General features: G+C 69.2%; 1 protein-coding gene. It reads left to right on the top strand.

Annotated features, from left to right (window positions below; all coding sequences use genetic code 11):
- Positions 1-84 precede the first annotated feature (84 nt).
- Positions 85-1,313, top strand: a 1,229-nt coding sequence (locus ACZ6D7_RS47565) for an IS701 family transposase (RefSeq protein WP_469505177.1), incomplete at its 3' end; no start/stop codon positions are given.

Genomic DNA, 1,313 nt, shown 5'->3' on the forward strand with positions numbered 1-1,313 from the left:
CTAGTAGGGCTTGGTCATCTTCACTCGTGAGTGGCGTGTCTGTTTGCTCGTGGGTGTCGTTGAGCTGGTGTGACACCTGAGGAGATGGCCGAAGTCCGGGAGGACTTGGAGGCGTTCGCGGCGGGGTTGTTCGACGGGTTCTTCCGTGCGGATCAGCGGCGCTGGGGGCTGGCGTATGTGCGCGGGCTGCTGCTGGACGGCAGACGTAAGTCGGTGGAGCCGATGGCAGCTCGCCTGGGCGAGGACGGCAACCGGCAGGCGCTGGCACACTTCATCACTTCCAGCCCGTGGGATCCGGCGCATGTACGGGCCCGGCTGGCCTGGCGGATGCACGAGGCGATCGGCCCGGAGGCGCTGGTCATCGACGACACCGGTTTCCTCAAGGACGGGGACGCCTCGGCGTGTGTGTCGCGGCAGTACACCGGGACCGCAGGCAAGGTCACCAACTGCCAGGTGGGCGTCTCGCTGCACCTGGCCCGCGATCATGCCTCGGCCGCGGTGAACTGGCGGCTGTTCCTGCCGGCTTCGTGGGATCCCGCTTCCGTGGACGCGGATGCGGACAAGGTCGCCCGTCGCACCCGCTGCTCGATTCCTGCCCGGGTGGGGCATGTGGAGAAGTGGCAGTTGGCCCTGGACATGATCGACGAGACACGGTCGTGGGGCATCGATGTCCCCCTGGTGGTCGCGGACGCCGGATACGGCGATGCCGCCGCCTTCCGCCTCGGCCTGGAGGAACGAGATCTGCCCTATGCGGTCGGTGTCTCCGGCCGGCACACCGCGCACCCGGCCGGCGCCCGGCCCGTCCAGCCGGTTCATGCGGGCACCGGACGGCCACCGAAAGTGCAGTATCCCGAGCCTGCGCAGACGATGAAGGACTTGGTCGTCGCGGCGGGGAAGACGGCCGCACGGCCGGTGTCCTGGCGGGAAGGATCCCGCCCGGGCAAGGGCCGCAGCGGCTTCAAGCGCATGTACTCGCGCTTCGTCGCCCTCAGGGTCCGCCCGGCCGGACGCGGCATCCGCAAGGCTGCCGATGATCCGGAACTGCCCGAGCGGTGGCTGCTGGCCGAGTGGCCGGCCGGCGAGAGCGAGCCGGTGCAGTTCTGGCTGTCGAACCTGCCCTCCGGGATGCCCCTGGCGACTTTGGTGCGGCTGGCCAAACTCCGCTGGCGCATCGAACACGACTACCGAGAGATGAAACAGGCCTTGGGACTGGCCCACTTCGAGGGCCGCACCTGGGGCGGCTGGCACCACCACGTCACCCTCGTCTCCGCCGCCCACGCCTTCTGCACCCTGCAACGACTGACGCGAGACCC

Source organism: Streptomyces sp. NPDC041784 (assembly GCF_055591025.1).